This window comes from Vibrio tapetis subsp. tapetis (genome assembly GCF_900233005.1).
Taxonomy (GTDB): Bacteria; Pseudomonadota; Gammaproteobacteria; order Enterobacterales; family Vibrionaceae; genus Vibrio; species Vibrio tapetis.
The window spans coordinates 2028822-2054798 of the sequence record NZ_LT960611.1 but is presented as its reverse complement, the minus strand read 5'-3'; the positions used below and the strand labels follow the sequence as shown (position 1 = coordinate 2054798).

Sequence of the window (25977 nt, the reverse complement as noted above, 5' to 3'; positions counted from 1 at the left end):
TTTTTTCTATTGTTTGTGCTTTTTGTGGTAAATTATTCTCCCCTGTAGCTAGTGGTGAATCACTTTGCTACTTGTATCACAATTTGTGCTTCTATTTTCCATTATAAAAACTCAGCACCTCCCGCTCATGTATTATGTGGGCTGTTTTTTGCAATTATTTCTAAGTTCTAACCAATATGAATAAAACAAAGCTAGATAAAGTCGATAGCCAACTCTTAACGATGCTTCAAAAAGATTGCACTCAGCCCTTAAGTGAGCTTGCCGAGCAAGTGAACTTAACGACCACACCTTGTTGGAAGCGATTAAAGAGGCTTGAAGAGGAAGGGGTGATCAAAAGACGGGTCGCATTACTTGATCCTGAGAAGCTAGGCTTATCCTTTACCGCATTTGTTCAGGTGAAAACCAGTGACCATTCTCATGAGTGGTACCAGCAGTTTGTGGAAACAGTCGTTGAACTGCCAGAGGTCATGGAATTCTACCGCATGGCGGGAGAGTACGATTATATGATGCGCGTGTTGGTCGAAGACATGAAAGCGTTCGACAACTTTTATAAGCAGCTCGTTAACCGAGTTGATGGCATTACTAACGTTACGTCTACTTTTGCTATGGAGTCGTTGAAATCGAGCACTGTTTTACCGCTGTAGCTTATGTATCAAGTGAAAAAAATCTCATTAATGAGAATGGAAAAAGTGGCAAAAAATACCCAATCCATTTCATGTTTTCAAGCGATTAATGGAGAAGAGTTGGTACATCTTCTCTATTATCGCTACCAAAGCTCCGCCAATTCAACCGCATAAGATGCACCTAATGTACGGGCTTAATATCGATACCTGTAGTGCATAAGTAGCTTACTCTTCCTTGACGACACATTCTTACATTCGGCTTACAAAACCTTACTATTGCCGTGCGTAAAACACGTGTTACATTCTCGCCGTTCACCAAATGTGTCAATTTGTAACGGTATATATAAATGTATAAACAAACTTTCTTACGTATTTCTTCGCCAATCCTCTTGGCTGCGACGCTTGCTGGTTGTGGCGGCGGTGACGGTGGGTCGTCTGCATCGACTCCCTCGGTCATTACCCCCTCGGTTAAGCTCATTCAAAGAGCCAATATTTCTGTTAAAGATGCTGAAATTGAATTTACAGGGTACGGCCAACGTTTTTTCCCTGACGTTAAAGGTAGGATTGGTAGCCTAACACTGAGCGTTGATGCGAGCCACATCGCCAGTGATCACTACGACAACGGCTTGTTGATCACCCAAGCAGGCGTGGTGACGGTCACTGTTGAAGACATAAAATCTGGCTACGAGACTGCGAAAGACGCATTTACCTTGACCATTAAAAAAGGCGACAACAAAGCGCTGACGATCAGCCCATTGCATTTGACCACTTTAGGCACCAATGCCGAAAAACGACTCGATATTCAGGGTGCGAAAGGAAACCGTAAAGTTGTTGTTGCCAAAGGGTATGAGAACCTTATCTCGGTTGATGGCTTTGGCTCAATAAAATCTAAAGGCCAGCCCGGTGAGGCCAAAGTATTGGTGACCGATGAAGGCAACGCGTTGTATGCCGCCAAAACGGTGGAGGTGCCGGTAACGATTACTGCGGTTAATCCAAATGAGCTTTCGTATGCGGCTTTGAAAGAAACCTATCGCCAACAATTGACGCTTCAGGCCTACAAGCTCAGCGGAAGTAACACGCAATCCGTGGCCTTTTCATTGAATGCCGATAGCGCCAAAGATGTGATTGAAGTGAATCAGAAAACCGGTTTTATCACAGTTTTAAAAGCGGGCAGCGCAAAAGTTGACGTATCGGTGACCTATCCATCTGGTTTTAGTAAGCCAACAGAAACCGTGAGTTTTGATGTAACAATCGCGAAAGGCACGAATCCAGCCAACTTACTGACGGGCCAAATTTATAAGGATTACGCACCAGAATCGGTGTTTCACCCTCAACTGTCGGGCATTGGGTTATCTGGGCTTCAATACTCTGTGCCAGAAGGGCAGAACGTATTGGTTATCGACCAAGCGACTCAACTGCCTAAGATCATCAATGCTGGAGCGGTTGAGCTTACCTCAACCATACCAGAGGGCGACAAATATCTTGCGTGGTCACGGAGCATTGACGTTACCGTCTCGCCGAGTGCTCACCCGGGTTTAACCTTACCTAAAGCGTACCTCACCTATTCGCCGACCCTTGTGCTCAAGGTAGACCCTGCGGATCGAAAAGGGACATTGAGTGCGTATTCTCAGGATAACGCAGTATGGAACTCCGACTTAAAGCAATTTCGAATCACTAAAGCTGGGGACTATGAGCTAACTGTCATCGATGATGGCGGGCCAAATTATCGATCACTGCGTAAAACCTTCAAGGTACAGGTGAACAAAGCGAAGCCAGCGCCATTACGTGAGTTATCGAGCGTCAATGTTGTTTATGCAAAAAACTTGTTTATTGAATTAACCGAAAAATTGCCGAAGTTTGAACGCCCCATCGAGCTGGCTTCGATTCAAGAAACCTCGGTTGCGAGCGCTTATAGTGGAACGAAATTAGCGGTAGCAAAAGCCGGTGAAACCCGTATTTCGGTAAGAACGAAAAGTGATAGCAATTACCTTGCCTCAGAGCCTGCATCATTCAAATTGTACGTGGCGGCAGGCAGCAGTCGACTGACCCTAAAGGGAGAGGCGACCAGCGCTCAAAGCACGTGGAAAGCAGGCGGTCACAGCATTGCACCACTGCCAATAGACGGTGTGACGGGCAAACTCAGTTACGCCTTCGCCGCGGGCCATGAAGCGGATGGGGTCGTGTCGATTGATAAAACCACTGGCAACATGACGATGCTAAAAGCGGGCAAGACGCGCATCACCGCAACCGACTCTGGCACCACTGGTTTTAAAAGTAGTACCATCAGTTACGACGTTATCGTTCATAAAGCGACGTTAAAAATGAGCGTCAGTTATCAGGCGATCACGTATAAAAAGAACGCCAAGCTGATGCCCGTCGAAGAACGAGACATAACGGTGTTGTCTCCAGAGCCTGTGACGCTGAGCTACCAGTTGCCTGAGCAATATCGCCATGTTGTCACCTTAGTCAACCCTGCGACCGGTGAAGTGGCCGTTCAAAAAGCAGGAGACTTTATGTTGAATGTGACGGCCAAATCCGACAACTTCGCGCCGTTGCAGTTTTCGGCACGCGGCACCATCAACAAAGCGGCGCACCCAGAAATCAAAATAGGGCGCAACTCGGTTAACTTTAACCCTCGTAAGTTGTTTAAATTCAATATTGAGTCTCCAGCCATTGGAGAGCGTCGGTTTGTGTCTGATCCGTACAACAAACTGACCCATGTTACCAACAAGTTGACCGGTGAGTTCATGGTCGGAAATCTGCCACTTTCTGGGGAAAATGATCGGGACACATTCACGGTTTACGAAGCAGAGAGCGATAACTACCTAGCGGCGTCTCAGGGATTTAAGGTGTACATACACCCGCCCTTGGCATCGGAAGCGGATTGGCATAGAGAAGCTGCATTTACCGCATCCAATAGAAAAGTGACGGTTGCTTCTTTACTGGGCAGCACGGCCAGTAACCTACAAGAAAGCCGCTTATGGTTTAAAGGTGCAAAAGTGGTTCAGCCGACCGAAGATGATATCAAGCGATATGGCCCAGGGGTTCGTCTTCAGGTTAGGCTTAGCTTAGAGGGAAGCGAGCGTACTCAAGCCGCACCCGCATTTTTCTACGTCACTCGTAATGATGGCTGCCTTGATGCGCCGGCTCCAATCAAGTTCGACAGCGATGGTTTATGCAGTAATGGGCCGACCACAAGAACGATGACCATTCATAGCTTGCCAGAAAATGACATTATTCCTAAAGGTGGTGTGTGGAAAACAACAAAACCGATTTCGGTGATGCGTTATGGCGCGCGTAAGTTTATTCAGACTCCCGATGGCGGCTTGTACCGTGAGACATCGCCTAAGGCCTCTAGGATTTACGAATGGTCGCTACTGAACTTTACAATCCGTCACTAACTCCGCGTACAGGCAGCCACTTATTTGAGTGCCAAACATTGGTGTGTTAAACGACAACCGGCGACCTATTGAGGCCGCCGGTTTTTCATTGCAGAAAGGAAAGGCTAGTTATTAAAGCGCATCACACCTTCTTGAACTGCCGACGCAACCATGGTGCCATCTTGGGCGAACAGCTCTCCTCGAACTAAGCCTCGGCCACTGCTTGCGGTTGGGCTCTCGATAGAATACAGCAACCATTCGTCCATCTTGAACGGACGGTGGAACCACATAGAATGATCGATGGTCGCCACTTGAAACTTAGGCGTTAGCAGAGTGACGCCGTGTGGATGAAGGGCGGTGACTAAGAACCCCCAATCTGACGCGTACGCTAACAAGTATTGGTGGATTAGCTGGTTATCGGGTACTTCGCCATTGGCTTTAATCCACAGATACTGAGTGGGCTCTGCTTTTTCAGGTTTTAGTGGATTGATGACGGTCACAGGGCGTACTTGGATCGGTTTTTCACCACAGAAAATAGTGCGCAATTGCTCGGGCAAGTAATCTGAAATCTTCGCTGCCAGTTCTGACTCCGATGCAAAGTTTTCAGGCCCAGGGACATTTGGCATGGCATTTTGATGCTCGTGACCTTCAGCTTCACCGTGATAAGACGCGGTAAGGTAGAAAATAGGTCGACCATTTTGAATGGCTTTAACACGGCGAGTACTCAAACTGCGGCCATCACGAAGATTTTCTACGTCATAGATAATCGGCCTTTCAGGATCACCAGGGTGAAGAAAGTAGCTGTGGAACGAGTGCACCGTTCGATCGCTTTCAACGGTATAGCGAGCTGCCGAGAGCGCCTGTCCAATGACTTGACCTCCGTAGACTTGTGGAAGCCCTAAGTTTTCACTTTGCCCTCTAAACAGCCCTTTTTCTAGCTGTTCAAGCTGCAATAGTTCCAGCAATTCATTAAGTGGTTTGCTCATCGTACCTCCGTCATGTTTATGTCAAATTAATACCTTGGATAGAGACAAAACACAAGGCATGAATATACTCTGGCACATATCTCAAAATAAGTGGCGAAGTAGAATGAAGAATAAATCATGGATGTTATTACCTGCGATACTTGGTTTTGCGCTAGTGGGCTGTCAATCCACGAAAGAAGAGCCAAAAGTAGAACAGCAAGTAGAATACGCGACAGTGATTGGCATGGTGTCTTATCGTGAGCGAATTGCATTGCCGGAAGATGCGGTGATCACCGTGAAATTGGAAGATATTTCTTTGGCTGACGCACCGTCGGTAGTCATTGCGGAAACAGAATTTGAATCTCAAGGGTTTCAGTCTCCATTTGCGTTTCAAATCGACTATGATCCGAGCCAAATTATAGAGAACCACCGTTACACGATTAGCGCACGCATTGAAGTGAATGGTAAGTTACGTTTCATCTCAGACACCATTTACCCGGTATTAACTGATGAAAGCAAAACAGACAACGCAAACCTAAGATTGGTGGGCGTTAGCAGCAACTGAGTAGCAAAACATTCAAGTGTCGGTGGTGACTAAGGTTGCCACTGATATTTTTTTAAAGAAACACGTCCAGCCGGTGTCACCTTGATGCCTTCTTTCAAAAGAGAAGCTCTCTGCCTTTCTAAATCATCGCCTTTCAATGAAATTTTTCCTTGGCTATTAATGACTCGATGCCATGGGAGTTTTGATCCCTCAGGTAGGTTGCCTAAGGCTTTACCAACGTGGCGTGCATAGCCGGGATATCCAGATAATTGCGCTATTTTTCCGTACGTTGTTACCTTTCCTGATGGAATTTGGTGAATTACTGCAAAGATTTGTACTAGAAACTGATCCATACTGAAAAGGTCTATTCGTCCAAGGAAGAGAGAGGAGACGCAATGGTAGTTTCAATTGTACAGTTTGTCATCACTACTTTGTTAGCCATCGTATGTGCGCGCACATTAAGTGTGAGTGGTGGCGATGTTCCCGTGCTCGCATTGATCATTCCAGCTTTATGGATATTGCCACAAAGTGGCGTTGCTGGTTTTTTATTGTTGGGCTCAATGACGGTCTATGGGTTTACGCTGCCCCATCAGCCCATCGCGTTGTCTTTAAGTGTTTGGATTCTATTTCCCTTGCTGATGGTGACGTTCTCTAAGCGAAGCAGCATTTACGTCCTCATTACCAGCGCAGCCGTCATTTGCACGATGGAACTGGGGATCATGGTGACACAAGCGGAAGGGAAAATTGAAGGAAACTGGTTGGTGACGTTAGTGCAAATTCTGTCGGTGATGGTGGCCTGGTTTGCTGCGCGTCACTGGAAACCCTCTTCACAGCATAGCTGGTGGTCACTTGCACTCATTTTAGCTCTGTGGATCTCAGGTTGGACACACGCAGCACTGATTGCCTTGTGTATTGTCGGCATCATCGCCTCGGCTGAAACAATGGCTAAAATTCGCCAATTTAAGTGGAGTAAATTACTGTGCTGGACACTGCCGACGGTTGGGTTCGCAGCCATCGTTGCGATGCCTGAAATCGACGTACCTAACCCTGTTTTTGTTGTTTGGATTTTCTTTCTTGGCACAGCGTGGGCTACCGACTTTGTGCTGCGAAGTAACGATCAGGATGAAAACGAACGGTAAAAGTCTAGTTCTCATTCCAAAATGGGCTAAATGAACGTTTTAGCATAGTGTACAGTTTAATAAAATAGGCCATAATAAAAGGATAAATTGCACCATTAGAGTGCGGTATTCTATAAAGATAGAGGTCAGTCAGTGGCTTTAACACGAGCATTAATTTGCTTGCTTTTGTTTGGGTGGATCTTCCCAACAGCAGCAGGTAATGATCAGTTGCGTCCAACATATGTGGTAGCCGTCGAGGCTGATGATGTGGTTTCCCGAGTTCTTTTTCGTGCTATCGAGAAAGAGTTTCCCGTCAGCATTGTTTATCGAGATTACCCCAGTTTCGATGCCATTCTCGATTCCGTTGAAAAAGGTGAGAGTGACTTTGCTGCTAATGTCACCTATACCGTCGAGCGTGAAAGGCGGTTCGATTACTCCAAACCAACCAATATCGAATACACCTATCTCTATAGTTACAGCGAAATCGCCTTGGGCGATCTAAAGACGATTGGCGTACCGAAAGATACCATTTATTCCCAACTGATCGAAGAACATTACCCTGAAATTGAAACCGTAGAATATCAAGGCTATAGCAAGGCTATAGCAAGGCCATCGCCTTATTGGAAAGCGGAGAAGTGGATGGTGTTGTTGACGCAATCAATCAGCTCAAACCAATGCTGTTAGCGGGGCTGGACGCACAGTTGCTCAATGATTTCTTGTCTATAAAGCCAGTTTCGATTATTCGTCCTAAAGGTAAGCATGAGGATATATTGGCGCAGTTTGTTGATTATATTCATTCAGAAGGTATTCAAAAACATCTAAGGCGAAGCATTAGCCAATATCAGTTTGAGATCCGTCGAAAATCACTGCAAAAATCCGTCTTTCAAAGTGACTTAAACGTGGATCGACCGCTTCGCATCAAGTTAGATGACGCTTATCCATACGTTCGCTATAAAAGTAATGGCGATGTGGTCGGAATAACGGCCGATATTTTGTTGCAGTCCTGCAAAATACTGAGCATAGAGTGCGAAGTAGTGAGTGAGGCTGATGAAACTTGGGAAAGTATGAAGCAAGATCTAATCGATCAAAAGATTGATGTACTTGCTCCAATGACTATCTCGGCCCAACGTAGTCACTATGTCTATTTTTCAGAGCCATACTATTATCCTGAATCTATGGTGGTTAAGAGGCTTGGTTACAAAGTAGGGGTGTATCATCACGTATCTGAGTTGATCTCGGAACGAATAGGCGTCGTGCGAGACACCATTTTTGATGAGCTGTTAACACGGTTACTGCCACAGAAACCATTGCACTATTTTGATGATGAAGAAGCGCTGATCGACTCGTTAGTTGCCAACAGCATAGATTATGCAGCCATGGACTCCTCAGCCTTGAACTCGATACTCAGCTCGTCTGAAATGCTGCCGATTACTCAGGCTAAGTCTATAGGGAGCTTTTATCGTTCAGATATCGCCATTGGCTTTGTAAAAAATGACCTGGGCAGCAAATTGGCGCCACTGTTTTCTCGTGCTATTACCATGCTAGACACCAAGGCCATCATCAATGACTATGATAAAAAACCAGACTGGCGCACAACGCTAGGCTTACAGAAAAAATTCTCTCATCGTACTCAAATCTTGTTTGTTATTGTGTTGGCGTTCATGGTATCGGTCGCTTATTTTCTTCACATTCAATCACAAACAGACAACCTGACCGGGCTGAAAAACCGTCGAGCTTTATACGCGAAATATCGAAGAGGCATTAAAGCGGATCAACGGGTGATTTACTTAGATGTGAATAATTTTAAAGAGATAAATGATTTGTTTGGCCATGAAGCGGGCGATGCCGTGTTGAAAAAGTTAGCTAGAATTGTCATGAAGTTCTGGGACGGTAATGGCTATCGAATTGGCGGTGATGAGTTTGTTTTGGTGGGTAGCGGTGACGAATTTGTTGTGCAATCTATGGTGAGAAAGTTAGAGAGCTTTAGTGTGTTGCACTCTGGCAATAAGCATTCTATTGTCGTTGCTATCGGTGTATCTAAAGCGAGTAAAGAGAGCCAAAGCCTTAATGATGTGCTTAAGCAAGCCGATCATGCCATGTATACTGCTAAGCAAGAGAGTAAAAGTGAATAATAGTTAAGCAGTTGAACTCAAAACCCTTAATTTCGAGAGTTTTGGGCTTGCAAAGGGGCAGGGGATGGCTGATAATCACCTCACTCTTTAGCGAGATGCTCGCAAAGACAAAGAATCTATGGAGGCCCTGGTCCTCCCGCAACAATAGCATGTGAACTCGGTCAGGCCTGGAAGGGAGCAGCCGCAGCGTGTGACTTGTGTGCCGGGATGTGGCTGGGGCTTCCACCCATTTGATGTTTGCAAAATAACTTAGCATAAATTGCAAAGAAGTTAGCAAATTTGCACTATAAGTCAGCATAGTCTATTTTTTGTTGTAGGTTTACAACAAATGTGATGCGCACTATGTTCGACCAAACCAAAAAATCTTCCCACGTTCACAACATCTGCAAGTTCATGAGCTTGAAAAACGATGCTGTCGTACGAACCCTCTCTGTTTTAGAATTTGATTTCTGTTTCCATCTCGAATATAACCCAGACGTAAAAGAATACACTTCCCAACCATACGGTTATCACTATCATTTCAATGGCCGTAAGTGTCGTTACACTCCCGATTTCTTGGTCTGCGACCAAAAAGAACAATCTTCTTTTGTTGAAGTGAAGCACTCAAGCCAAATTCTAAAACCAGACTTTAGAGCACGATTCGCAGAAAAACAGCGTACGGCTTTAGAAGAACATGGAAAACGACTTATCTTAGTGACTGAAAAGCAGATAAGAATAAATCCAATATTCAATAACTTGAAGCTCCTGCATCGGTATTCAGGTCTTCACACGGTGACACAAGTACAAAAAAGTGTTTTGCAATTCATTCAAAGCAAACAAAAAGTGCAGTTGTTTGAAGTTTCGCAGTACTTCGGCTTACCAGAGCACGAGACTCTCATTCATTCCTTGTGTTGGCTCTCTTCTGGTAGGATCAAAACAGACTTAAGAAATAACGACTTTGGTCTTAATAGCTATGTTTGGTGCTAGGAATGGCAAATGAATTTGAAGAATTCTTTGGCCTTTTTGACGAAATGGCTGCTTCTGAAGAAGAAGCGGCTGATCAGCTTCAAATTCCTGAAGATGTATTTGATGAAAATGACATCAATCCTCCTTCTTTGGACACTTTCCCTTCAGAAGTACAAAAGGAAACTCTCCGTCGTATCAAAGTGATTAATTTTGTAGAGAAACGACTTGAGGGTGGCTGGACAGAAAAGAATCTAATCCCAATTTTAGGTACTGTAGAGCAAACACTAAGCCTAAAACCACCAAGCTGGCGAGTATTGGCTGGTTGGAAAAAACTCTATTTTGAATCAGGTAGAGATATCAAATCACTTATCCCAAAGCATGCATAAAAAGGTAACAGAAATAAATCTTCAGATTCTCAGGTATTGGTTGATGAGGCGATTGAAAAAAAGTACCTGACTAAAGAGCGTTTAAGCATCGCAGAGGCATTTCGATATTACAAAAGTCGAGTAATAACAATCAATCAGACCATCGTTGAAGGGGAAATTGATCCTATTAGTGAACGAACCTTTTATGATCGTGTCAATTCATTACCTCCTTATGAAGTGGCCGTTGCCCGGTATGGAAAGCGATATGCAGATAGAGAGTTTCGTTCTGTAGGGCAGCAAATTGCAGCGACAAAACCAATGGAATATGTCGAAATAGATCATACACCACTTCCCGTTATATTGATTGACGATGAGTTGGATGTACCGTTAGGACGGCCTTACTTAACCATGCTCTATGATCGGTTTAGCAAATGCGTCGTTGGGTTAAGCGTGAACTTTAGAGACCCTAGTTTTGACTCTGTACGAAAGGCATTACTCAATACCTTGTTAGATAAAAGCTGGTTAAAAGATAGCTACCCATCCATAAAGAATGATTGGCCATGTCATGGGAAAATTGATTACCTAGTTGTTGATAACGGTGCTGAGTTCTGGACAGACAGTTTAGAAGATTCCCTAAGGCCATTTGTGACCGATATCCAATATAGCCAAGCGGCAAAACCGTGGAGAAAGACGGGTATAGAAAAGTTGTTCGATCAATTGAACAAAGGATTGACCAACTCTTTACCAGGTAAAACATTCACTAATCCTACTCAGCTAAAGGACTATGACCCAAAAAAAGAATCGGTTGTTCGGGTGTCAGTATTTCTAGAATTGCTGCATAAATGGGTAGTTGATTACTACCATATGTCCCCAGATGCTAGAGAACGTGCAATTCCATATCATAAGTGGCACGAGTCAAAGTGGCGACCTAATGCTTATCATGATGATGAAATTTTGGCTTTACGAACTGAATTAGGGCTTTTGAAGGAGCGCACGATAGGGATTTCAGGTATTCGTCTTCATAACCTACACTATCAATCTGACGAGCTTATAGAGTATCGAAAATATGCCCCTGTTAAATCAGACGGCAAATTATTTGTTAAAACAAAAACAGACCCATCAGATATCAGTTCAATCTACGTTTTTTTGGAACCAGAAAAACGATATATCAAAGTTCCAGCGGTAGACAATAGCGGCTATACGAAAGGACTTTCGCTATTTGAGCACGAACGAATTCAAAAGGTACGAAGGTTGAATACGCGAGAGCTAAAAAATGAAGAGGCGTTAGCTGAGACTCACTTGTATATTGAAAGCCGTATTGAAGGTGAAACAGAGCGATTGAGTCGGTCTCGAAACAAGAAGCAGGCCCCATCTAAAACTGGAAATACTTCCAAGTTAGCCAAGTTCAGAGATGTAGGTAGCAATGGCCCAACGTCGATTGTTGCGAGTAAGCCGAGTAATGACCAGCCAACAGAGCAACAAATACTAAGTCACGCCCTATCGACAAATGATGAAGACCTAGATGATATCGAGGGTTACTGATGTTCAATGTTACTTCCCAACAGCGAAAACAGCTTATGGAATACGAGACCAGCTTTATTGAATACCCTGAAATAACAGAGATCTATTCAATATTTGATCAGCTTCGTTTTAATCAGTCTCTAGGGGGAGAGCCCGAATCGTTTTTGCTAACAGGTGAAACGGGAAGCGGAAAAACAGCTCTGATTAATAACTACCTTAAGCGTTTCGAATCAAGTTCAAGTTCAAGTTGGTCAACTCAAACCGTGTTAAGTACTCGAATTCCGAGCCGAGTAAATGAGCAAAACACGCTGAATAAGTTCTTGGTTGATCTAAATTCTAAATCCGGCGGGCGTTCAACTCGTAGACGCAACGAAATCGCGTTAGGAGAGAGTGTGGTAAGACATTTAAAGAGGAAGTCGGTCGAACTTATTATTGTCAATGAAGTTCAAGAGCTAGTTGAGTTTTCAACAGCCGAGGAAAGGCAAGCCATAGCAAATACGTTTAAGTATATCAGTGAAGAGGCTGGTGTGTCTTTTGTGCTCGTTGGATTGCCTTATGCCAATGTATTGGCAGAAGAACCGCAATGGAATTCTCGTTTGAGTTGGCGTCGGGGGCTTAATTATTTCAAGTTGCTGAAGATAACAAAAGCGACGAAAACAACAAGTGCGCAGTATGACGTTGACCCAGATCAGAAGAAACACTTTGCCCAGTTTGTAGCGGGACTTTCAAAAAGAATGGGCTATCAAAAAGCGCCGAGATTAACTTCAAATGACGTACTTTACCCACTTTTTTCAGTGTGTAATGGGGAATGTCGGAAACTCAAGCATTTCTTAAAAGATGCAATGTTAATAAGTTTTAAAGAAGGTAGAGAGACGATCGATAGTGGGGTGCTAGAGAGAACTTTTGCCTTTAAGTTTCCTTATTTGGATAATCCATTTACCTGCAACCTTAGCTCGCTGAAGGTACATCAATTAGAAGCCAGCTCTACATACAACACATCTGCTATATCAGCGGAAGATAAAATACTCCCACCGCGATTCAGCGATGCAATACCGTTGAATTTACTGCTAAGCATAGGTGGGTTGAAAGCGTAAAGCCGCGTCTACTTAGAAGCTAACGATTTCAGTAATGCAGCTTTCTCCTCATCACTCATCTTATCAATCGCACACGCCAGTTCTGCGCTTAAATCACTTTTACAGAAGAAGTAATTCAGTGGCACATTTAACTCATCGGCCATACGTTCAAGCGTGCCTATATCTGGCACATGTCGGCCCTTTTCGTAGTGGTTCATTCGGCCACTTGCAGAGCTTTGCTCCATACCAATTTTCACCCCTAGATCTTTTTGGGTGATACAGGCTTTTTTACGAGCTGCTTTGAGCCTCTCTGGGATTGGGTTGTTTTTTTGCACTTACACATTTCTTTTCAACCTTTTGATAACTTAGATTGTCTAAGTTTTACTGATTTTTGTATACTTAGCAATCCTAAGTTTTTAGCTGTGTAAATGTTCAAATGAAGCAATCAAAAAAAATCAACGCCTACATGTTTAACCTATTGATAGAAAAAGAGATGGATGACTTTTTAGTTACTGAAGCGCGAGATGCTCTTATGTTGGTAGCAAAAGAACATACCGATCTAGATGAAGCAAGAAAGTATGTTTATAGGCAAATACTTTCATTTGAACGTAAAGGCTGGCTCGTTGCTAATGGTTCTGCTCGCAATAAAAGATACCAAAAAACAGATTTGTTTCTTCAAATGACCTGTACTCCTCGAGTTGCAAAGAGTGCCAGTACCTCTGTTACTCATGCTCCCAAAAGCAAAGAACATAAAGTTTCACAATCAACTGAATTGCACTCATTCGAGTTTACAGTGTTGCTGAAAGAGAAAAGCCAACATGAGGGGGAGCTGGCGATCATCCTTGGTGAAGTGGAAGAATATCAATCTCTTATTAAACGCTTCCCCAATAATCGCGATGCTTTCTTGCCGTTATTTTCGGAGGCAAAAGAACGATCCGCAAGGTTACTTGGCAAAATTAATGCGCTGTCTAAAGCTCTCAAAACATCGGGTACGATGGTGAGCTCATGTTAAGGCTCTGGCAATCTCAGTGTGTTGAAGCAGCATTGAAGAAATATAGCTATGATCAGTCACATTTTTTTTGCCAAGCGACACCTGGTGCTGGCAAAACAGTGATGGCTGCGGAGCTTGCAAAGCGATTAATTGAGCAAGACAAAGTTGATTTAATTTTGTGTTTTTCTCCTTCACTTACCGTAGCAGAAGGGATTAAGAAAACCTTTGCTTGGAAGCTTGGCTGTTCATTTAATGGTGGGCTGGGCTCACTTGGCGTTTCATACACCTATCAAACCATCCGCTTTATGGATGATGACTTTTGGAGAACTGTCGAAAAATACCGAGTGTTTGCTGTCTTTGATGAAATCCACCATTGCGCAAGCGATGAACATGGCGGATCTAATGTTTGGGGTGAGCAAGTGCTTACCAAAATTCAAGGCTTAGCTAAATATACGTTAGCGCTTTCTGGAACCCCGTGGCGCTCAGATTCCGTTCCTATTGCAATGGCGGAGTACACAGATCCTGACGGTCAATTGGTGTGCGATTTTCAGTATGGCTTAAAGCAAGCCATTGAAGAGTTAGTTTGCCGAGCCCCGAAAATTGCCTTGGTTGATAACGAACACCTTAGCATTACCGAAGGTGGCGAAAGGCTGTCATTCTCGTCAATACTCGACTTAATTCAAAAGTCAGACATCTCATATCAAACGGTAATTCATAATGAAGATGCCATGAGTTATTTGTTGCAATCAGGTTGTAATAAACTCGAGCATATTCGTCGGCAATCCCCACAGGCTGGCGGCCTTGTTGTAGCTGCTTCGGTAAAGCACGCCAAATCCATCCAAGCGATGCTGATACAAAAGTTTGGTCAATCGGCGTGCATTGTTACCTACCATCATGAATCCCCACTTGAAGAGATAGAAGCCTTTCGGCATGGCGACACGCAGTGGATTGTGAGCGTAGGAATGATCAGTGAAGGAACAGACATCCCTCGGCTGCAGGTATGCTGTCACATGAGCGCGGTTAAAACCGAGTTGTATTTTAGACAAGTCTTAGGGCGAATATTGAGAGTAAACGACTCACCAAATCAAGAAGCATGGTTGTTCACCTTCGCAGAAGAGAGCCTTATTGGATTCTCTGAACGGATTGAACAAGATATTCCTGATACATGTCTATATATAAAACAGGACTTTGATAAGCAAAATACTTTCCCAATTAACGAACGAGGATTACTAGATAATACAGAAAGAAGTCTATCGACTTTGACTCAACGGCACTTAGTTAACTGGGATGATTCAATGATGCCATCAAGCGAAAGCACCATAAATTTAATGTCGTCTTGTGATGAACTGCGCTTAGGTCAATTCAGGCAAAGAGTGATATCGGCATTTATATAGATAAGATAAATAGTGTAGTGGTATCGTCCATTAAATTGAGAGAATGTGACTGCGAATACGCAGTAACCCTATGATGGTAAAGGTAACACTCTCGGCATAATATGAACTTTGTTATATACTGACTACCTATTCGATTTCCTTGAGCCTGCAGTATGGTTGCGAACATTAACAAAGCAAAACTAACCGAAACCGACATCATCACAAAATTTATTCTCCCTGCGATCAAAGATGCAGGCTGGGATGATATGACGCAAATTCGCCAAGAAGTAAAATTGCGTGATGGTAAAGTCATCGTTCGTGGGCAAGCTGCCGCTCGTAAGAAAGTAAAATCAGCCGACATTGTGCTCTACCATAAGCCAAGCATGCCCTTAGCTGTGGTCGAAGCCAAAGCTAACAAACACGAAGTTGGTAAAGGCATGCAGCAAGGCATGGACTATGCGAACTTGCTTGAAGTGCCATTTGTTTTTGCTTCAAATGGTGATGGGTTTATTTTCCGAGATCTAACCAACGAAGCTCAACTAGAAACTGAAATTCGTTTAGAAGACTTTCCTACTCCAGAGCAACTCTGGGACAAATACTGCGTTTGGAAAGGCTACAAAACCGAACATCTACCCGTGATCACCCAAGATTATCATGATGATGGCAGTGGCAAATCTCCGCGTTATTATCAGTTACAAGCGATAAACAAAACCGTTGAAGCGGTAGCTGCAGGTCAAGACCGAATTCTACTGGTGATGGCAACGGGCACAGGCAAAACTTACACCGCATTTCAGATCATTTGGCGATTATGGAAAGCGAAAGCTAAAAAGCGAATTCTGTTTTTAGCTGATCGCAACATATTGGTCGATCAAACCAAAACTAATGACTTTCAGCCATTTGGCTCAGCGATGACTAAGATTACAGGGCGAACCGTCGACCCTGCTTTTGAAGTTCATCTTGCATTGTACCAAGCACTCACTGGGCCTGAAGAACATCAAAAAGCCTACAAGCAAGTAGATCCCAACTTTTTCGACTTAATTGTCATTGACGAATGCCACCGTGGCAGTGCATCAGAAGACAGCGCATGGCGCGAGATTCTAGAGTACTTTAAGTCTGCGACTCAAGTGGGTTTAACTGCAACCCCTAAAGAAACCGATGAAGTATCGAACATTGAATACTTTGGTGACCCTGTTTATACCTACTCCCTAAAAGAAGGTATCGAGGATGGCTTTTTAGCCCCCTACAAAGTCGTGCGTGTGGATATTGATGTCGACGTCCAAGGTTGGCGGCCAACCAAAGGGCAAGTCGATAAACATGGTGAAGTGATAGAAGACCGTATCTATAACCAGAAAGACTTTGATCGCACTATGGTAATAGATGAGCGTACCGAGCTTGTTGCTCAAACCATCACAAACTATTTAAAGCGTACCGATCCAATGTCAAAGACCATTGTCTTTTGTAATGACATTGATCATGCAGAAAGAATGCGCCGAGCACTGGTTAACTTGAACCCTGATCAAGTTAAGAAAAATGAAAAGTACGTTATGAAGATCACAGGTGATGATGAAATAGGCAAAGCCCAGCTTGATAACTTCATAAACCCGAAAAAGAAATACCCAGTCATAGCGACAACATCAGAGCTAATGAGCACGGGGGTAGATGCCAAAACCTGTAAACTTGTTGTGCTTGACCAAGGCATTCAATCGATGACCAAGTTCAAGCAGGTTATTGGCCGTGGTACACGAATAGACGATAAATACGGCAAGCTTTGGTTTACGATTCTAGATTTCAAAAAAGCCACAGAACTGTTCGCAGATGAACGTTTTGACGGCACGCCAGAGCGCGTGAAAGTCACCACACCAGAACAGTTTGAAGATGATGAGGACTTAGATGACATCATCGATGGTGTTGACGATGTTGACACCGATAACCCATTTGGTGATGAAGATATCGATCCTGATTCAATCCAAGAGCCAGAGCCGACTTATGGTGATGATTTTGGCGGGTCATCGGAAGGTGGCGCAGCAGGAAATGATGATTGGGATGATGAAAACCGAGTGCGTAAATTTCACGTAAATGGTGTGGCAGTGAAAGCATTGGCCGAGCGTGTTCAATACTATGATTTAGATGGCAAGCTAGTCACAGAGTCTTTCAAAGATTACACCCGTAAAACCATGGTGAAGCAGTTTGCCTCTATGGATGAGTTTACCAAACGCTGGAATGACTCAGATCGAAAGCAAGTCATCATAGATGAGTTGGCCGAAGCAGGCATTTTATGGGAAGCACTTGAAGATGAAGTGGGTAAAGATATGGACCCATTCGATATGATTTGCCATGTGGTTTATGATCAGCCTGCTCTTACGCGTAAAGAACGTGCAGACAACGTGAAGAAGCGTAACTACTTCACCAAATATGGCGACACTGCGCGGCAGGTGTTAATCAACTTACTTGATAAATATGCAGATGAAGGTGTGCAGGAAATTGAAAATATCCACGTACTTAAAGTAAAACCTTTTGATGAGATGGGAAGACCGCTGGAGATCATTAAGAAAGGGTTTGGTGGTAAGCCTCAATATCTAGAGGCTGTACACGAGTTGGAAGCGGCAATTTATCAGTCTGCATAATGATTGTTGAACTAATTGAAATACGATAAGGCCGCATTATTTGCGGCCTTTTTAGCTTTTACTTGAACGATCTAAATTTGACGATAGCTGAGTCAATCGTTGCGATAATTCATCGGAAAGACAGCTGTGAGCTACATGCTTTGGTAGCACTGAATCCAAATTTAAAGCTTGATAAGCCGGATGCTCAAATAGTACTCGTAGATAAATATCTAGCCGCTTTTCTGAAGTGGATTCACGTTGCAATTGTTTTTTTAGGTTCTGCGCTAGTTTTCGAATTTCATCTTTATCAGTGTCTTTAAAATCATCATTTTCATCAGCATATAATTCATCGTAAAGAACGTCTGCAAATGTGAGGTGACTCCAACCTAAAGCGTCCAGAGCTTGCTGAATTTGCTTTTGTTTTTTCGGTGTCCCCATCTGTCCCCACCTCGTTAGTTATTATTACCTTGTCTTAGCGAAGACGCATTATTACTTAATTTAAAAAGGAAAAATTATGACTAAATCAAAAGCACCAATGACACCGGAAGCCGCTGCTCGTATTCAAGGTAATGTAGCAAAAAAAAATGGTGGCCAAGTTCCTAAAGGGGATTTTGCTGGACGAGCTCAGCGCGCAGCAGAAAACAACCAAAAACAATCTAAATAGGAGCGTCATCATGACCAAGCAAAATCCGAACTATCCAAGCAAAACGGGTGGACCATCAGGCAAAGGCCGTGGCAACACCCCAAAACGTTAGTATGCGAATTTGAGGCAGCCAATAGCTGCCTTTTTTAACTGCAACTTTCAGCGTTAAAGTGAAAATTGTCAAAAAAAGTACTTGGGTCTGAACTGTACACCGAATAAGACACATCTTGTTCGGTTTTTGTCAGAGCACATAAACAGGCGTCTCGCTTACTTTCATACCATCTAACCGAAAGAGTGTTCTCAGAACCATTAACGCATGTATCTAGAATTGCGTATTCAACTTTGAGTGGGTATCTGACTTCTTCAAGCTTATCGCTCACCGTATAACCGCCAACGACCCCAACAAACAAAGCTGAAGACGCTGAAACAAACCGCCGCTTACTAAACTTAAACCCTTTAAAGCTCTTTTCACACTCTTTACAGGTGATATTTTCTGCAAACTCGATTTTGTTGTCAGTCTTGCAGCGTGGACATTCAATTTTCATATTATCCCTAATATTAACCAATGACGTTTTAGCTATTTGTATTTATTATTTTTCCCACAAAAATAGTATACATACTGGTCACAAAACCACTAATAAATTCAGCGTTCTATCTTCAGATTTTCGATCTAAGTTCTGTTATAATTCCGCCCAATTTCAGTTATATAAAAGCAGTGATTTATGTCTATCAGTTCAGCAATCAAATCCATTCAAGACATCATGCGTAAAGATGCGGGTGTCGACGGTGATGCACAGCGCCTTGGTCAAATGTCTTGGTTACTTTTTCTTAAAGTATTTGACGCTCAAGAAGAAGAGTTAGAGCTAGAACTGGACGATTACAAATCACCTATCCCAGAACAATACCTATGGCGTAATTGGGCTCAAGATGCCGAAGGCATTACGGGTGAAGCGCTGCTTGAATTCGTAAACGACGACTTGTTCTACAAGCTGAAAAACCTAACCGCACCTGTTGATCTAAACCCACGCGGCTTTGTTGTTAAAGAAGCATTTAGCGATGCGTTTAACTACATGAAAAACGGCACGCTGCTGCGCCAAGTGATCAACAAGCTGAATGAAATAGACTTTACTGACTCTTCAGAGCGCCACCTGTTTGGTGATATCTACGAGCAAATCTTAAAAGATCTACAAAGCGCAGGTAACGCCGGCGAATTCTATACGCCTCGTGCTGTGACTCGCTTTATTGTTAACCGACTAGACCCAAAACTGGGCGAAGCGATTATGGACCCAGCAACGGGTACGGGTGGCTTCCTTGCGTGTTCGTTTGACCACGTGAAAGACAACTACGTGAAAACGGCAGCGGATCACCAAACACTGCAAAAGCAGATCCACGGTGTTGAAAAGAAACAACTGCCACACCTGCTGTGTATCACCAACATGATGCTGCACGGCATTGAAGTACCTGTGCAAATCAAACACGGCAATACGCTAAACAAACCGCTTTCAAGCTGGGACAGCAACATTAACGTGATTGCGACCAACCCTCCATTTGGTGGCACAGAAGAAGACGGTATTGAAAAGAACTTTCCTGCAGAAATGCAGACGCGTGAAACGGCTGACTTGTTCTTACAGCTGATCATCGAAGTGTTAGACGAAGGCTCAGAAACGCAAAGTGGCGGCCGCGCAGGGGTAGTACTGCCAGACGGCACTTTGTTTGGTGAAGGTGTTAAAACCAAAATTAAAAAGATGCTAACCGAAGAGTGTAACCTGCACACCATCGTGCGTTTACCTAATGGCGTGTTTAACCCATACACAGGCATCAAAACTAACATTCTGTTCTTCACCAAAGGTAAGCCAACCAAAGATGTATGGTTCTACGAACATCCATATCCAGAAGGTGTGAAGAACTACAGCAAAACCAAGCCAATGAAGTTTGAAGAGTTCCAACAAGAGATCGATTGGTGGGGCAATGAAGAAGACGGTTTTGCTAGCCGTGTAGAGAACAATCACGCATGGAAAGTGCCAATCGCCGACATTATTGAGCGCAACTTCAACCTAGATATTAAAAACCCGTATCAAGGTGAAGTGATAAGCCACGATCCAAACGAGCTACTAGAGAACTACCAACAGCAGCAACAAGAGATCTCACAGCTTCGCAATCAGCTCAAAGATATTTTAGGTGATGCGCTGAAATCATCGGTAGATTCAACGTCTGTTACTGCAACTGGTGAGAGTAAATAATGAGCGCAGAACAAACCTCTATGAACCAGTTGATTACAGACAATATCGACGTTTGGACTTCAACCGTTAAAACCAAATCAGCCTCTGGTCGTGGCAGCAGCAAAAAGCGCGAGCTGTATGGCGTTAAGAAACTGCGTGAACTGATTTTAGAATTGGCGGTGCGTGGTAAGTTAGTACCTCAAGAACCAACGGATGAGCCTGCTTCTGTTTTGCTTGAACGCATTGCGGAAGAAAAAGAGCAGTTGGTGAAAGATAAAACAATCTCTCGTACAAAAGCTCTTCCAGCATTATTGGACGAAGATATCCCTAATGACTTACCCAAGGGGTGGTCTATGGTTCGATTGGGAAATCTGACTTCTAAGCTGGGTTCTGGCAGTACCCCTAGGGGAGGTAAAAATGTTTATACCACAGAAGGCATACCATTTTTACGATCGCAGAATGTACGAAATGAAGGAATTAAACTGGATGATATAGCCTACATACCAGTGGAAGTTCATCAAAAGATGGATAAAACAAAAGTGATTCCCAGTGATGTTCTATTAAACATCACAGGAGCGTCGCTTGGTCGTTCGACAGTATTTCCAGAAAGCTTGGTTGAAGCGAATGTTAGTCAACACGTTACGATTATTCGTTTGATAGAACGTCAGATGAGTCAATTTGTACATTTAGGGATTTTATCTCCAATGGTGCAAAAGCTTGTTTGGGGAAGACAGGTAGGAATGGCGATTGAAGGACTGAGTAAAAAAGTTCTAGAAATGTTTGAGTTTCCAGTGCCGCCGTTAGAAGAGCAACACCGAATCATCGCCAAAGTCGATGAACTCATGACACTCTGCGACCAACTAGAGCAACAAACCGAAGCCAGCATTGAAGCGCATCAGGTACTGGTTACAACGCTTTTGGACACGCTAACCAACTCTGCTGATGCCGAAGAGCTAATGCAAAACTGGGCACGAATCAGCGAGCATTTCGATACCTTGTTCACCACCGAAGCGAGTATCGACCAGCTAAAACAAACCATCCTGCAACTGGCAGTTATGGGTAAGCTTGTCCCACAAGACCCGAATGATGAACCTGCTGCAAAGCTGCTTGAGCGTATTGCAGAAGAAAAAGCGCAGTTAATCAAAGAGAAGAAAATCAAAAAGCAGAAAGCACTGCCGCAGATTGCTGATGATGAAAAGCCGTTTGAACTGCCGAAAGGGTGGGAGTGGTGTCGTTTTGGTGAGCTTGGATATGACTTAGGTGGTGGGACTCCATCAAAAGGTAACTCTGAATATTGGGGAGGTAGTATTCCGTGGGTATCTCCGAAAGATATGAAAAGAGATTATATCGAATCGGCGATCGATAGCGTTACAGAGAAAGCTGTATTGGAAACGACAATTAAACTTATTCCAGAAAACAGTCTACTGATGGTAGTTAGGGGAATGATACTCGCACATTCTTTCCCTGTAGCTCTCACTAAAAAGCCAGTAGTAATTAATCAAGATATGAAAGCTCTTATTTACAATTATATTGAGCCAGAGTTTCTGCTCGTTGTAATGAAAGGAATAAAGAATGAGATGGTCGACTTGGTAGACCGTTCTTCACATGGTACTTGCAAATTGGTGTCTGACAAGTTGTGGAGTGTAGTGCTTGCAGTCCCTCCTTTAAGTCAACAAAGACAAATAGTTAAAAAAGCTAATGAACTATTGGGCATTTGCGAACAACTTAAAGGTAGCTTAAAAGAGTCTCAAACAACACAACTACATCTTACTGATGCCATTGTCGAGCAGGCGGTATAAAGTATGATTTTGGCTACTTTTTTGAAAAATATGCTTTGGGATGATGAAGCTTCAGGAGATGCAAGACGTTTTGCTAGATTGAAGCCTATCAAAAATGAAGAAACTTTTTACTCAGTCAGCATTGATGACGACTTGTTCTCACGTCTCATTTGGCCAATGAATACATTCCACGTTTTGGCGAAAATTTTTGATACGTATGATGTGTATCAGAAAATTGTGTCCCTTGAAAACGAAACTGATTATTTAAGTCAGTTTCACAGCGGCCATGGTCGTAATTGGGGAGAGTCTTTGATTAAGGCTGAAACATCGCAGGAAATATTTATTAGCTCACGTTTCTACAGTTTACTTTACTCACTGTTTAGCCGAAGTAGAGTAAGTATGAAGATAGAAGATCTTTTGGAAGACTCAGGATACTTAAGAGCTCTATTTCAGCTTTACATCGCAAGCGATGCATGTGCTTATCGCATTCAGAGCTACCTCTATCGCAATTCCCCTCCATTGATTAACGAATATTCAGAAAAATTGGTTGCGAGAAAAGGGCGGTCAATCATTTCGAGTTTATCTCAATGTGATAAAACTAATGGTGTCATTCAGTTTAAAAGTCATACCCCTCAAGCAGGCATTTCGCTAAATAGCTTAAGCCATGACTTAGCATATATTAAGCCTGGGGTCGAGGTAGCAGCACTTGTAGGGAATTCAACACAGTCGCGAGAGTCTCATCAATACAATGTGTTAATTCTTCCTTGGCCATTAGAGGTCAAAGATGAGTTTTTCGAGCAGGACGATAAACCAACTTTACAAATGGATGAAGGGTTTGGCTTCTTCGCATACGTGAATCACCACGCAATAACATGTCAGATGGTTATATATGCAATAGAGTCTTGTGAGGAGCAGTCCCCCGATCTTGTTGTCATTCCTGAGTGCGCCGTTAACTCCAATGATAAAAGAAATTTATTGGAAGGTTTGAGAGCACACTTTTTGGCAAAGGGCACTACACCACCAGTTATCATATTTGGTATTTTTGGTGAAGGTGATTGCAGAGGAACTTATGGTGAGAATAGCTTGGACCTACTTTATGAGAACCGATTTGTTGACAGGTATGTTGGTGAAAACCAGAAGAAACACCACCGGTGGGCTCTTGATGAGACTCAGTTAAATACCTACGGTTTAGGGCATGTACTTAGTACCGACAAAGTAAAGTGGTGGGAGAATTGCTCAACTGGAGAGAGAAAACTAATTTCTTACCAAGATGATTACATTCATATATGCCCTTTGATTTGTGAAGATTTGGCAAGGCAAGATCCTATTGCGCCTGTTTTACGATCTTTAGGCCCTGATCTTGTCGTTGCTCTTTTACTTGATGGTCCTCAAATTCCGCAAAGGTGGCCAGGTACATATGCAAAGATGTTAACCGAGGAGCCGGGTTGTTCGGTACTGTCTATTTCACCTTACGGTATGACACAAAGATCAACTGGAGATATTAACCCGGCTACAGGATTGAACTATGAACCCAGTAGTAATATTGCTCTTTGGAGTGAGGTTGGTGGAGCTCAACAAACGCTAGAGTTAGAAAAAGGTAGAGTTGGTATTTTACTCACTTTAAAGTTTTCCGAGCAAAAGCAATGGTCTGCGGATGGTCGTGGTGAAAATAAAAGAAGATTGTTTTACTTTAATCACCATTCTGTAGGAGATACTGTCGAGTTGAGTAACTTAGAACTACCGAAGGTTCAGGGCAAAAAACTTACAGAGAGTGCTTAATAGGATTTACTTATGAGCTTATATAACATTGCTAATAAAAATCTCACCGCTTTAAGACCAACAACATTTGCAGCTGAAGGCTTGCAAGAGCGTCAAGATTTACAAGAAGCTCTCAAAGGCTGCATTGATGCCATTGCACCCGATTGCCTGGTGATTTCTGAAGAGTTCTCCGACTGGGAAGATAGTCGTCGCCGTATTGACCTGTTAGCCATCGACAGAAACGCAAACTTGGTGGTCATTGAACTAAAGCGTGATGATGTAGGCGCTCATATGGAACTTCAAGCCCTTCGTTACGCAGCCATGATCTCTACCATGACGTTTGAAAAAGCGTGTGACTACTTCGAGCAATATATCGAGAAAGAAGGTCTCGATATCGTTGCAAGACAAGAAATTCTTGATTTTGTCGATTTAGATGAAGGCAGTCTTGACGATTTTGGTAACGATGTTCGAATTGTTCTAGCATCTGCTGATTTCGGTAAAGAGCTGACTACCTCGGTACTATGGCTACGTGACAAAGGCATCGACATTAGCTGTGTACGTTTAGCCCCTTATCGCTACAAAGATGATGTATTAATCAACGCCGAGCAAATTATTCCCGTGCCAGAAGTGGAAGAGTATCAGGTTAAATTTCGTGAGAAGCGCCAAGAGCAGCGTGTAAGTAGTAATTATGTTGATAAAGATTATTCTGAGTACCAATACAAAGGGGCCGTATATAATAAACGTCACTTATCCTACGCATTGTTGAGCGATTGGATCGAGAAACACAACCCGCAAGACTTAGATAAGTTACAAGCGGCATTTAACGGTGTGTTGCGAAAGTCTGTATTCACCCTTGTCTCTGAAATCCATGAGAAACGCCGCAAGCGGTTCCACATGAAAGAAGGTCAAACAATTGAATTGGAATCAGGTGAAATCATCGCCATCTCGAACCAATGGGGCGTGGGGAACATATACAATTTGATTGAGCGTGTAGAACTGGATGGCTTTGAGGTAATTCAGAGTAATTGAGATTGAATTAATGAACGAATTAAAAGGGTTACTAGCAGATCTGGACGATAAAAAAATCACCTTAAGTGTGAGAGGTTTATTTTACGACCAAATAAATCTGAAGGTAAATGGGTGTTATGTATTCACGCATTCCAAAACGTCAGATAAGTTTGAAGCGCAAATCGGATTTTTATCTAAGTTACATGAAGATGGCAGATTATATAACCCGAAGGTTAGCAAGACCGCCAAAATTCATGTCAAGCAAACTATAACCGATAATCGAAAGTTACCAGCAAAAAAAGTTCAGAATTTCGGCAAATCACTAGAATCTTATGCGAAGCTAAGTCTGACAAAATCTAGGCCAGAAAGTGATGAAGTAAGAGAAATGGAAGAATTGATTGCAGAGATGCGCCCATTGAATTTTAGGACGAGCAAGCAGTTATCGAAGTACATTGTGGATAATAATTTGGGTGGAAAGTACCCCACTATTTCTGGTGTAGCACGTATGAAAAATGCTTCTGATGAGTGGGACTTTAAAGGGGGATTTCCTCCAGATATATACAAGATGATTTGCATTCGACTGGGACTTAGGAACCAAGGAACCAGTACTCGTTTGATTGGCTTCTCATCTTATAAGTCACTTATCTAAGGTCATCCATGTATAAAAACGGTACAACCAAAACAACTGAAATCGGTTATATAAATCGTAATAACCAGAAGAATCATGGTACTAGGGGTATGGATGGCAATGATCATTGCCAAGCCTCCTACAAACTCGAATGCCTTGAATTTGGATGTGGGGCTGTTTATGGAGCGAATGGGACCGATGTATTTCAAAGAAAGTGCCCTCAATGCCAAGGTGGCAAGCGAGGCATCCGTTTCTAGTCACAATTTGCTCTTAATCGATTTGATTTAATAGAGTTAGCTGTAATACTAAA

The 25977-nt window shown here is 43.1% G+C and carries 21 protein-coding genes, 1 other RNA gene and 2 pseudogenes; 19 read left to right on the top strand and 5 right to left on the bottom strand.

The features are described from left to right. Positions 1-176: 176 nt before the first annotated feature. Complete coding sequence (locus VTAP4600_RS09165) at positions 177-644, top strand: Lrp/AsnC family transcriptional regulator (RefSeq protein WP_102522521.1); 468 nt, start codon at positions 177-179, stop codon at positions 642-644. A gap of 326 nt (positions 645-970) precedes the next feature. After that, on the top strand, positions 971-4024 hold the full coding sequence (locus VTAP4600_RS09160) for a hypothetical protein (RefSeq protein WP_102522520.1): 3054 nt from the start codon (positions 971-973) through the stop codon (positions 4022-4024). Positions 4025-4128: 104 nt separating this feature from the next. Here the strand turns inward: VTAP4600_RS09160 and tesB are convergent, their stop codons facing one another. Then, on the bottom strand, positions 4129-4989 hold the full coding sequence (tesB, locus tag VTAP4600_RS09155) for an acyl-CoA thioesterase II (RefSeq protein ID WP_102522519.1): 861 nt from the start codon (positions 4987-4989) through the stop codon (positions 4129-4131). Between the two features lie 103 nt (positions 4990-5092). On the opposite strand from tesB, the gene VTAP4600_RS09150 reads away from it, so the two are divergent. Next, on the top strand, positions 5093-5533 hold the full coding sequence (locus tag VTAP4600_RS09150; RefSeq protein WP_102522518.1) for a YbaY family lipoprotein: 441 nt from the start codon (positions 5093-5095) through the stop codon (positions 5531-5533). A gap of 29 nt (positions 5534-5562) precedes the next feature. Here VTAP4600_RS09150 and VTAP4600_RS09145 read toward each other — a convergent pair whose 3' ends face one another. Further along, positions 5563-5865: an MGMT family protein gene (locus VTAP4600_RS09145; protein WP_102522517.1), complete on the bottom strand. Its 303-nt coding sequence runs from the start codon at positions 5863-5865 to the stop codon at positions 5563-5565. A gap of 42 nt (positions 5866-5907) precedes the next feature. Here VTAP4600_RS09145 and VTAP4600_RS09140 point away from each other — a divergent pair, with 42 nt between their 5' ends. The 6 genes and pseudogenes from VTAP4600_RS09140 to VTAP4600_RS09110 all read left to right on the top strand — a co-directional run bounded on the left by VTAP4600_RS09140 (position 5908) and on the right by VTAP4600_RS09110 (position 12687). Further along, positions 5908-6651 (top strand): VP0952 family biofilm-associated protein, encoded by a 744-nt coding sequence (locus VTAP4600_RS09140; RefSeq protein ID WP_102522516.1) that lies wholly within the window; start codon positions 5908-5910, stop codon positions 6649-6651. A 159-nt stretch (positions 6652-6810) separates the two neighbouring features. Continuing rightward, positions 6811-8762, top strand: a pseudogene (locus VTAP4600_RS09130) (diguanylate cyclase). Positions 8763-8887: 125 nt separating this feature from the next. Next, an RNA gene (ffs, locus tag VTAP4600_RS09125) (signal recognition particle sRNA small type) lies at positions 8888-8984 on the top strand. Positions 8985-9104: 120 nt separating this feature from the next. Continuing rightward, positions 9105-9728: a TnsA endonuclease N-terminal domain-containing protein gene (locus VTAP4600_RS09120; protein ID WP_102522513.1), complete on the top strand. Its 624-nt coding sequence runs from the start codon at positions 9105-9107 to the stop codon at positions 9726-9728. A gap of 2 nt (positions 9729-9730) precedes the next feature. After that, positions 9731-11614, top strand: a pseudogene (locus tag VTAP4600_RS09115) (Mu transposase C-terminal domain-containing protein). Next, a complete protein-coding gene (locus tag VTAP4600_RS09110) occupies positions 11614-12687 on the top strand; it encodes a TniB family NTP-binding protein (RefSeq protein WP_102522512.1) in 1074 nt (357 codons plus the stop codon). Before VTAP4600_RS09115 ends, VTAP4600_RS09110 begins: the two are co-directional and overlap by 1 nt. A gap of 8 nt (positions 12688-12695) precedes the next feature. Here the strand turns inward: VTAP4600_RS09110 and VTAP4600_RS09105 are convergent, their stop codons facing one another. After that, positions 12696-13001, bottom strand: a complete 306-nt coding sequence (locus VTAP4600_RS09105) for a helix-turn-helix domain-containing protein (RefSeq protein ID WP_102522511.1) — start codon at positions 12999-13001, stop codon at positions 12696-12698. Between the two features lie 101 nt (positions 13002-13102). Here VTAP4600_RS09105 and VTAP4600_RS09100 point away from each other — a divergent pair, with 101 nt between their 5' ends. The 3 genes from VTAP4600_RS09100 to hsdR all read left to right on the top strand — a co-directional run bounded on the left by VTAP4600_RS09100 (position 13103) and on the right by hsdR (position 17654). After that, complete coding sequence (locus VTAP4600_RS09100; protein WP_102522510.1) at positions 13103-13678, top strand: VspR family transcription factor; 576 nt, start codon at positions 13103-13105, stop codon at positions 13676-13678. Further along, the gene (locus VTAP4600_RS09095) at positions 13672-15051 is read left to right on the top strand and encodes a DEAD/DEAH box helicase (RefSeq protein ID WP_102522509.1); all 1380 of its coding nucleotides are present in this window, start codon (positions 13672-13674) and stop codon (positions 15049-15051) included. Before VTAP4600_RS09100 ends, VTAP4600_RS09095 begins: the two co-directional genes overlap by 7 nt. 152 nt (positions 15052-15203) lie before the next feature. Beyond that, the gene (gene hsdR, locus VTAP4600_RS09090; RefSeq protein ID WP_102522508.1) at positions 15204-17654 is read left to right on the top strand and encodes an EcoAI/FtnUII family type I restriction enzme subunit R; all 2451 of its coding nucleotides are present in this window, start codon (positions 15204-15206) and stop codon (positions 17652-17654) included. A gap of 51 nt (positions 17655-17705) precedes the next feature. Here hsdR and VTAP4600_RS09085 read toward each other — a convergent pair whose 3' ends face one another. Next, complete coding sequence (locus VTAP4600_RS09085; RefSeq protein WP_102522507.1) at positions 17706-18071, bottom strand: elongation factor Ts; 366 nt, start codon at positions 18069-18071, stop codon at positions 17706-17708. Positions 18072-18147: 76 nt separating this feature from the next. On the opposite strand from VTAP4600_RS09085, the gene VTAP4600_RS25775 reads away from it, so the two are divergent. After that, complete coding sequence (locus tag VTAP4600_RS25775) at positions 18148-18297, top strand: hypothetical protein (RefSeq protein ID WP_145958570.1); 150 nt, start codon at positions 18148-18150, stop codon at positions 18295-18297. A gap of 125 nt (positions 18298-18422) precedes the next feature. On the opposite strand, the gene VTAP4600_RS09080 is transcribed toward VTAP4600_RS25775, so the two are convergent. Continuing rightward, complete coding sequence (locus tag VTAP4600_RS09080; protein WP_102522506.1) at positions 18423-18821, bottom strand: hypothetical protein; 399 nt, start codon at positions 18819-18821, stop codon at positions 18423-18425. A gap of 177 nt (positions 18822-18998) precedes the next feature. Here VTAP4600_RS09080 and VTAP4600_RS09075 point away from each other — a divergent pair, with 177 nt between their 5' ends. From VTAP4600_RS09075 to VTAP4600_RS25930, 6 genes are all read left to right on the top strand, one after another. Continuing rightward, positions 18999-20516 carry an N-6 DNA methylase gene (locus VTAP4600_RS09075; protein WP_102522505.1) on the top strand — a complete coding sequence of 506 codons (1518 nt, stop codon included), beginning with the start codon at positions 18999-19001 and terminating at the stop codon, positions 20514-20516. Next, on the top strand, positions 20516-22294 hold the full coding sequence (locus tag VTAP4600_RS09070) for a restriction endonuclease subunit S (RefSeq protein WP_102522504.1): 1779 nt from the start codon (positions 20516-20518) through the stop codon (positions 22292-22294). The genes VTAP4600_RS09075 and VTAP4600_RS09070 overlap by 1 nt, the downstream gene beginning before the upstream one ends. Before the next feature lie 3 nt (positions 22295-22297). Beyond that, the gene (locus VTAP4600_RS09065) at positions 22298-24052 is read left to right on the top strand and encodes a hypothetical protein (protein ID WP_102522503.1); all 1755 of its coding nucleotides are present in this window, start codon (positions 22298-22300) and stop codon (positions 24050-24052) included. A 12-nt stretch (positions 24053-24064) separates the two neighbouring features. Further along, positions 24065-25060: a PDDEXK family nuclease gene (locus tag VTAP4600_RS09060; protein WP_102522502.1), complete on the top strand. Its 996-nt coding sequence runs from the start codon at positions 24065-24067 to the stop codon at positions 25058-25060. 10 nt (positions 25061-25070) lie between these two features. Next, positions 25071-25688 (top strand): hypothetical protein, encoded by a 618-nt coding sequence (locus VTAP4600_RS09055; protein WP_102522501.1) that lies wholly within the window; start codon positions 25071-25073, stop codon positions 25686-25688. A 93-nt stretch (positions 25689-25781) separates the two neighbouring features. After that, positions 25782-25955 (top strand): hypothetical protein, encoded by a 174-nt coding sequence (locus VTAP4600_RS25930; protein ID WP_172443105.1) that lies wholly within the window; start codon positions 25782-25784, stop codon positions 25953-25955. The last annotated feature ends 22 nt before the right edge of the window (positions 25956-25977 follow it).

What these genes read in the sequence shown, in the direction of transcription:
- VTAP4600_RS09060 (WP_102522502.1), top strand. Translation starts at nt 24,065, where the DNA reads ATGAGCTTATATAACATTGCTAATAAAAATCTCACCGCTTTAAGACCA.
- VTAP4600_RS09095 (WP_102522509.1), top strand. Translation starts at nt 13,672, where the DNA reads ATGTTAAGGCTCTGGCAATCTCAGTGTGTTGAAGCAGCATTGAAGAAA.
- VTAP4600_RS25775 (WP_145958570.1), top strand. Translation starts at nt 18,148, where the DNA reads ATGACTAAATCAAAAGCACCAATGACACCGGAAGCCGCTGCTCGTATT.
- VTAP4600_RS09065 (WP_102522503.1), top strand. Translation starts at nt 22,298, where the DNA reads ATGATTTTGGCTACTTTTTTGAAAAATATGCTTTGGGATGATGAAGCT.
- hsdR (WP_102522508.1), top strand. Translation starts at nt 15,204, where the DNA reads ATGGTTGCGAACATTAACAAAGCAAAACTAACCGAAACCGACATCATC.
- VTAP4600_RS09145 (WP_102522517.1), bottom strand. Translation starts at nt 5,865, where the DNA reads ATGGATCAGTTTCTAGTACAAATCTTTGCAGTAATTCACCAAATTCCA.
- VTAP4600_RS09150 (WP_102522518.1), top strand. Translation starts at nt 5,093, where the DNA reads ATGAAGAATAAATCATGGATGTTATTACCTGCGATACTTGGTTTTGCG.
- VTAP4600_RS09165 (WP_102522521.1), top strand. Translation starts at nt 177, where the DNA reads ATGAATAAAACAAAGCTAGATAAAGTCGATAGCCAACTCTTAACGATG.
- VTAP4600_RS09070 (WP_102522504.1), top strand. Translation starts at nt 20,516, where the DNA reads ATGAGCGCAGAACAAACCTCTATGAACCAGTTGATTACAGACAATATC.
- VTAP4600_RS25930 (WP_172443105.1), top strand. Translation starts at nt 25,782, where the DNA reads ATGGCAATGATCATTGCCAAGCCTCCTACAAACTCGAATGCCTTGAAT.
- VTAP4600_RS09055 (WP_102522501.1), top strand. Translation starts at nt 25,071, where the DNA reads ATGAACGAATTAAAAGGGTTACTAGCAGATCTGGACGATAAAAAAATC.
- tesB (WP_102522519.1), bottom strand. Translation starts at nt 4,989, where the DNA reads ATGAGCAAACCACTTAATGAATTGCTGGAACTATTGCAGCTTGAACAG.
- VTAP4600_RS09085 (WP_102522507.1), bottom strand. Translation starts at nt 18,071, where the DNA reads ATGGGGACACCGAAAAAACAAAAGCAAATTCAGCAAGCTCTGGACGCT.
- VTAP4600_RS09080 (WP_102522506.1), bottom strand. Translation starts at nt 18,821, where the DNA reads ATGAAAATTGAATGTCCACGCTGCAAGACTGACAACAAAATCGAGTTT.
- VTAP4600_RS09140 (WP_102522516.1), top strand. Translation starts at nt 5,908, where the DNA reads ATGGTAGTTTCAATTGTACAGTTTGTCATCACTACTTTGTTAGCCATC.
- VTAP4600_RS09110 (WP_102522512.1), top strand. Translation starts at nt 11,614, where the DNA reads ATGTTCAATGTTACTTCCCAACAGCGAAAACAGCTTATGGAATACGAG.
- VTAP4600_RS09160 (WP_102522520.1), top strand. Translation starts at nt 971, where the DNA reads ATGTATAAACAAACTTTCTTACGTATTTCTTCGCCAATCCTCTTGGCT.
- VTAP4600_RS09075 (WP_102522505.1), top strand. Translation starts at nt 18,999, where the DNA reads ATGTCTATCAGTTCAGCAATCAAATCCATTCAAGACATCATGCGTAAA.
- VTAP4600_RS09120 (WP_102522513.1), top strand. Translation starts at nt 9,105, where the DNA reads ATGTTCGACCAAACCAAAAAATCTTCCCACGTTCACAACATCTGCAAG.
- VTAP4600_RS09100 (WP_102522510.1), top strand. Translation starts at nt 13,103, where the DNA reads ATGAAGCAATCAAAAAAAATCAACGCCTACATGTTTAACCTATTGATA.